Raw genomic sequence first — 6,662 nt, forward strand, 5'->3', positions numbered from 1 at the left:
AGGTTTCTTACATCCCCGCTGATATTGAGGCCGGTTGCAGCATATCCAAGTGTAGAAAAATCACCTTTAATACCTCTTGCTAAAACCTGCCCAATCCCTGCATCGAGAGGACCGAACTGAGTGCGAAAAGGGTAATAATTACCTGCAACGATAATATCCTTACTGTTATTTTTAACAAAATCATCTACTACAATTCCGTTGATTATGCTTGTTTGTGCCGACAAAGGCAATTTTTTAATCTTCATCTTCCGATGCCCTAAATTTTCGACAATAACTGATTCCAATAGGTTGATTTTGACACTTTGTGCAGAATCTAATTTTTCCTTTGGAAATATATCTGTCAATTGCGCGTCAGCATAGTCAGCATAACGGGAAAACTTTTTCTGCAGCAGGGGCATTTGATCAAGCAGTTCGTCTCTTGTATAGTAGGGGTAATTTTTCCCCTGTATGTAATAGCATAAAATGGGCAACACAACACCTTCGCCATTAAAATCAGAATAAGTAATAGTTAACGGCTGATCTGTCGATGCTTTGAGTTGTGTGTTTAATCCAAGATTGCCCGCGATAAAATCAATATTCCCATCTCCGTTAAGGTCCACAGCCTTTATCCTGCTCCACCAGCCATTTGTTTCAGACAGGCCATATTCTTTCGTTTGATCAACCAACAGCCCCTTATGATTTTCAAAAACCGTGATCGGCATAAACTGACCAACTACGACAAGGTCATCCCAACCATCCTTATTTATGTCAACCCAAACTGCATCGGTCACCATACCCAGGTTAGCAAGGGCATTTTTTTGAGACAGATCAATTTCAAATTTAATATTGCCCCTGGTACTGATGTTTTTTAAAATGTAACTTGGAGGCCCCTTAGGAAACAATCCAGGCAGGAACCTACCTCCTATAAAAAGATCCGGCTTGCCATTATGATAAATATCGGCTGCCCTGGCACAACTGGAGCTAATTGTTGTTTTTGGCAAGGCGTTTAAGACTTCCTTGAAATTGCCCTTTCCATCATTTTCAAATATCCTGCCCTCATAATTTTCACTTCCCTGGGGATATTCAGCACCGCCACTTACGAGATACAAATCCATGTCGCCGTCGCCGTCTGCATCAAAAAACAAAGCATCTGTATTAAATAAAAGTGCATTATTATTCCAAGGCTGCGAAGGTGCAAGAACAAAATGGCCATCCTTTGTTTGAAGGTAAAGCTGGCTATGCTGACCTATGCCAGCACCAATAAAAACATCTTCTAATCCATCTCCATTTACATCAGCCTTTGAAATGCAAGGTCCCATTTTTGAAACCTGGTACGGCAGCAAGGGGGAAGTCTTAAAATCGACATAAAGGGATTCTTTATCAGTAAAATTTATACCTGCTGTACTGGTCACATCTTTAAACAGCGGTTTCATTTTAATGCTGTCAACAGAAGGTCCTATTGGGTGAGGTATTGCAGTTTTTTGCTCGACAACTAACAGTCCGTCAGCTTTAATGTTGCTGAAGTTTGAAATTTCGCCGGTTGGCCATACTACTTTAACTGATTTAACCACGCTATCACTACCTAAACCAAAATGCATAATGGGGTCAACTGAGGATTGAAACCCTCTGTTAAAATATTGTTCCTGAAATTGATGGCCACTGCTGGTTACTATATAAACTTTTGAGCCAATGCCCGAGGTATTTTTGTTTGAGCCCTTTAGTTGTAACCTTAAATAATGCGACTTATTAGGCTGTTCTGACGTATTATTTTTATAGATCGTAGCGACGTCGTCTAACTGATTGATAACCAAATCCAAATCACCGTCATTATCCAAATCTGCATAAGCCGCTCCATTACTTATTCCTAATTTAGTGAGACCCCAATTTGAGGTAACATTTGTAAAGGTTAAATCACGGTTATTTTTGAACACATAATTTGTGAGCTTAGTCGTGGGCATCTTTTGAATAAGTTCCCACAACTCCCCTTTGTCCTGTTTTTCCTTAACGTATTGGGCGGAGTAACCGGAAGTGTACTTGACAAAGTCGAGATTTGTCATATCTTTTTGAATACCGTTCGAAATAAAGAGATCCTTCCAGCCATCATTATTAAAATCGGCAAAAAGTGGCGCCCAACTCCAGTCGGTATTGGATACGCCTGCCAATTGTCCTATTTCAGATAATACAGGTGTTCCATCCTGATCATTTCCATTATTCAGCTGCAAAGAATTCCTCATTAACTGTTTGTGAAAACCATGAGCTACCAGCAATTGAAATTTATCGTAATTATCGGCCCCGCGCAATAATTTTTGGCGATGGTTATCCTCGGGTAACATATCCAATTCCATGATATCCGGTTTGCCATCATTATTAAAATCGGCAATATCACTGCCCATTGCGAACTCAGAAATATGCTTAGTTGCTTTTGGTAAAACTTCCCTAAAAGTACCATCATGATTGTTGAGGTATAAGAAGTCGCGTTCGTCATAATCATTGGTAACATAAATATCCGGCCAGCCATCCCCATTGATGTCGCTTATAGATGCACTAAGGCTGAAATTTATTCCGCTTCCATCAATACCAGCTTGTTCACTTACATCTGTAAAATGCCCGTTATCATTGCGGTACAGCCTGTTTCCGTATTTGGCATTTCGCGTTTTCCGAAGATTTTCTGTGTTAAAAAATGGATTATAAAATTTGTCAGCATGATTAATCATCAGCATATCCAAATCGCCGTCGTTATCCATATCAAAAAAAACCACAGAAGTTGTAAAAGTACCAGGTGCATCCAAACCATATTCTTTGGCCATTTCCCTGAAGTGAGGAACTCCATTTTTATCCGGGCCCTGGTTGATATATAACTCATTTGATCTATTTAAGCTATCGCCCGGTCCTGAGTAACAAACATAAATATCGAGCAAGCCATCTCCGTTTACATCGGCCATCACTACACCCGTTTTCCATTTGTTTCTGCCAATAACGCCCGCTTTATCAGTAACATCATCAAACTTCAAATTACCCTTGTTCAGGTATAATTTATTAGGAGTCATGTTCCCGGTAAAAAATAAATCTGGTAAACCATCATTGTTAAGATCGCCTACCGCGACACCTCCGCCATTGTATAAATATTCATAGGTAAGTATGTTCTGTTCTTTAGTCTCCTCAATATCATTCCTGAAATTAACATTAGAGTAAGAAGGTGAAATTTCGGTGAATACGGTGTCAGCATTGTGGCGACACGACACCAGCAACACACAATAATAAACGAAAAGAATTTTAAATAATAGTTTCATTACAAATTGCGTTTCTTCAGGCGAGATCACCATGTGATTGGGATGAAAGCAAATACTTACACCTTTTTCACCAGGATTACCAAGCTAATTTAAATTTTACATTTGTAATTTTTTGCTTACACAGAACAATTATTTGCGAAACCGGTTGCGTATAATCAATGTTTTTTGTGGGAAAAAACTATCCGGATAATGATTTGCCTCTTAGAATTCTATTTTTAATATTGTTTCTAAAATACACTCAGGCCCTCCTCTTTTAACAAGTGGACGTCATTCCCTCCTGAGGATTTTCTTATATCAAGTCTTGACGGGCAAATAATTTTTTCATCGTCTATTTCAGTAAACCGATCGATAGAATTGCAAATCAAACGAGCGGCACTTTGGCCTATTTCAAATGCCGGTTGAGTGATAGTGCTGAGTGGGGGAGATAGCACAGATGCATATAAAAGATTGGAAAAACAGATAATTTTCACCTCATCTGGGATGTTTATATTCAATTCTTTGCACGCAAGATAAATTGGTATGGTTAATAACTCTACAGAAATCACGATCCCATCAGGGCGTTCATCTGCATTGGACAACAACAATTTAATTGTTTCTAAATTTTCGATGTCATCTAAGGGAATTTGATGGACATTTTTTTGAGGATCGATTACATTTTTTTCATTTAGCGCTTTTATAAATCCCTCCATTCTTTTCTTAAGGATGGAAAGGCATAAAGAGCTTGAAAGAAAACATACCTTTTTACACCCTTGCTCAATCAGGTGCCTCGCAGCAACATACCCAGCCTCAAAATCGTCAGTCATAACTTTCCCGGCTTTCAATTCATCAGCAACGCGATCAAAAAACACTAAGGGAATACCACAATCCATTAGTTCTTTTAAATGGGCGTTATCTCCCGCTTCCCGGCAAACAGAGATCAATACACCGTCCACCCGACCATCACACAGTGTTCGAATTATTTCTTTCTCTTTAGAAATAAGATCATGTGATATATATATATTGATGTGATACCCCTCTTTTTGGGTAAATGTCTCGATGCCATTGATCGCCAGTGAAAAAAAACTGTCAACGATCTCCGGAACAATAACCGCTATAGTTTTACTTTTCCTGCTTTTTAATCCGCTGGCAAAATGATTTGGCATATAGCGTAATTCACGCGCCGCTTCAACTACCTTAGTTTTAGTTGCGATACTAATTTCGTGACTATCATTCAAGGCTTTAGAAATGGTACCTTTCGACAAACCAAGCCTTTCTGCCAGGCTTTGCATTGTTGTATTATTTTGCAAGCTATTCATCGTAACTTATTAATTAATATTTAACCATTCTAAAACTAAATGTAAATCACCAGCGAGGAAATGAGGTTGCAGCCTTATATAAATCCTACAACGCTGGCGTTTTTGATAGAACTTTCGACGTTGATTTGAATAATTGGGATTCAAAGTAACTTTATTTATCTAATAGTTGACTTTGGCTAATTAGCATTTTACTAAGGAGTATTATCATATTTGATAGTATTTTTTACAAAATTGAGGCATATTAGACTAATTGTCGTGGAAAATCTTATAAAACCAGAATTACCTAAGGTAGCATTTATTCCTTTGATACCAAAGTGTGATGGGGTGCCGATTATCAATAAATGAAGGTATTTCCTTCTGAACATTGAACCCTTTCAGTTTCATAGTCATTCAGCATCTAATTTAAAGTATCTCACCGGGGCTTTATTCTACGCTCGGGTTATGCTAATCTCAAAAAATTTAACGTTGACAATTATCTGGCATTCTTCTTTATATACCGGAACGGAGCAGGCGAATTAAAATAATTTGACAAACTGTTGCCTGTTGGGTCAACTAATGCCAATTCACACCTCAACCTATTTTTTTTTGAAAAAAAACCATTCGTAACTACGCCGGCAATATTTTGAGTGTATAAGCAAATGCGCCCGACAGTCTTTCGGGTAAATTCACCTCCAGGCCTTTCGCTGTACGTTCAAAATTCAGTGACTCGCTATCCTGCACTAATATTACCTTGGCTATCTCTTGTTTATAGTGAACACTGTTAGATGCCAATGATTTAATCATCACTTTATTATTTTGCGGCGCGCCTAAAGCAAAGGCAAAAAGTGCATCTCCTTTTGCTGTAAAACGGATGTCCTGACCAGTAAAGGGTTTACCTTTTCCTTCATTAAAACCCTGAGCAGACAGCGCCACTATTTCTTCACTTGCCGGCCCCTCACCAAAAATCTTCCATGGTCTTGTTCCAAAGATACTTTCACTATTCGGACGTATCCACGCACCAATACTTTCGACAATGGCCAATTCCTCTTTATCGATCGTACCATCGCCCCTTACCGGTACATTTAACAGAAAATTTCCATTTTTACTAATTACATCTGCCAGCGTATGTATAATGGTCTTTGCGCTTTTATATTCTTTTTTATCATATATTCTGCGGTCATAATGCCATTGCCCCAAACAAGTGTCTGTCTGCCATGGCAGGGGTTCTATGCTATTACTCTGACCCCGTTCTATATCCCAGACCATGCATTTCCTTTGTTGCTCATCCAAAACCTTACCGGTGATCACAGCCTGCAACTTACCGTTATTTTGGCTGATGCTATGGTTATATAGATGCGCTGCAATTCTCAATCCCGCATCACTGATAGGATATAGCGGTAAGATCGTGTCATCAAAATAGACTATATCCGGGTTATATTTATTAATGAGGTCCACCGTCCTGTTAAAAAACTTTTCGCAATATTCCTTGTCCGGCACGGTCACACCGCTCTTCCAGTCCCATTGCTGAAAAAATATTTCCTGGTTATCTGCATTCAGGCTGGGTTTATGCTGCTGTGCATATAGCTCCTGGGGATCAAACCCCTCCCACCATTTACCCCGCCCGGATTCTTTGGTGATCCCGCCATCATAGGGAATGCCCGCAAGTGGCCCGGATTTATCCGCTTTCTGCGACTTCTCATAAAATGACCAGGCATGTGCCGCGTGGACGCTAACCCCGAAATGCAGGTCATTGTTTTTGGCTGCCTTGGCCCATCCACCGATAATATCCTTTTTGGGCCCCATCCTGACGGCATTCCAGGACTGATATTTACTATCATAGTTATCAAAATTATCGTGATGATTAGCCATAGCAAAAAAGTATTTTGCACCTGCATCCTTATATAGCTTTACAAGGTGTTCGGGCTCCCATTTTTCGGCTTTCCATTGGTTAATGACATCTTTAAAGCCAAATTTTGAGGGATGCCCATATTTTTTAAGGTGAAAATTATAATCGTCGTCTCCTTCTATATACATAGAACGCGCATACCAGTCTCCATGCTCAGGCTGGCACTGCGGGCCCCAGTGCGCCCATATACCGAACTTGGCATCGCGGAACCAT

Annotated in this window: 3 protein-coding genes; all 3 read right to left on the minus strand. The window is 39.6% G+C overall.

Annotated features, from left to right (window positions below):
* On the minus strand, positions 1-3,269 hold a 3,269-nt coding region (locus QZY09_RS22015; RefSeq protein ID WP_295676172.1), incomplete at its 3' end, for a VCBS repeat-containing protein.
* A 227-nt stretch (positions 3,270-3,496) separates the two neighbouring features.
* A complete protein-coding gene (locus tag QZY09_RS22020; protein WP_295676175.1) occupies positions 3,497-4,564 on the minus strand; it encodes a LacI family DNA-binding transcriptional regulator in 1,068 nt (355 codons plus the stop codon).
* Positions 4,565-5,170: 606 nt separating this feature from the next.
* Positions 5,171-6,662, minus strand: a 1,492-nt coding sequence (locus QZY09_RS22025) for an alpha-L-fucosidase (protein WP_295676178.1), incomplete at its 5' end; no start/stop codon positions are given.

Origin of the sequence: uncultured Mucilaginibacter sp., from assembly GCF_903913935.1 — a bacterium.
Taxonomy (GTDB): Bacteria; Bacteroidota; Bacteroidia; order Sphingobacteriales; family Sphingobacteriaceae; genus Mucilaginibacter.

What these genes read in the sequence shown, in the direction of transcription:
- QZY09_RS22020 (WP_295676175.1), bottom strand. Translation starts at nt 4,564, where the DNA reads ATGAATAGCTTGCAAAATAATACAACAATGCAAAGCCTGGCAGAAAGG.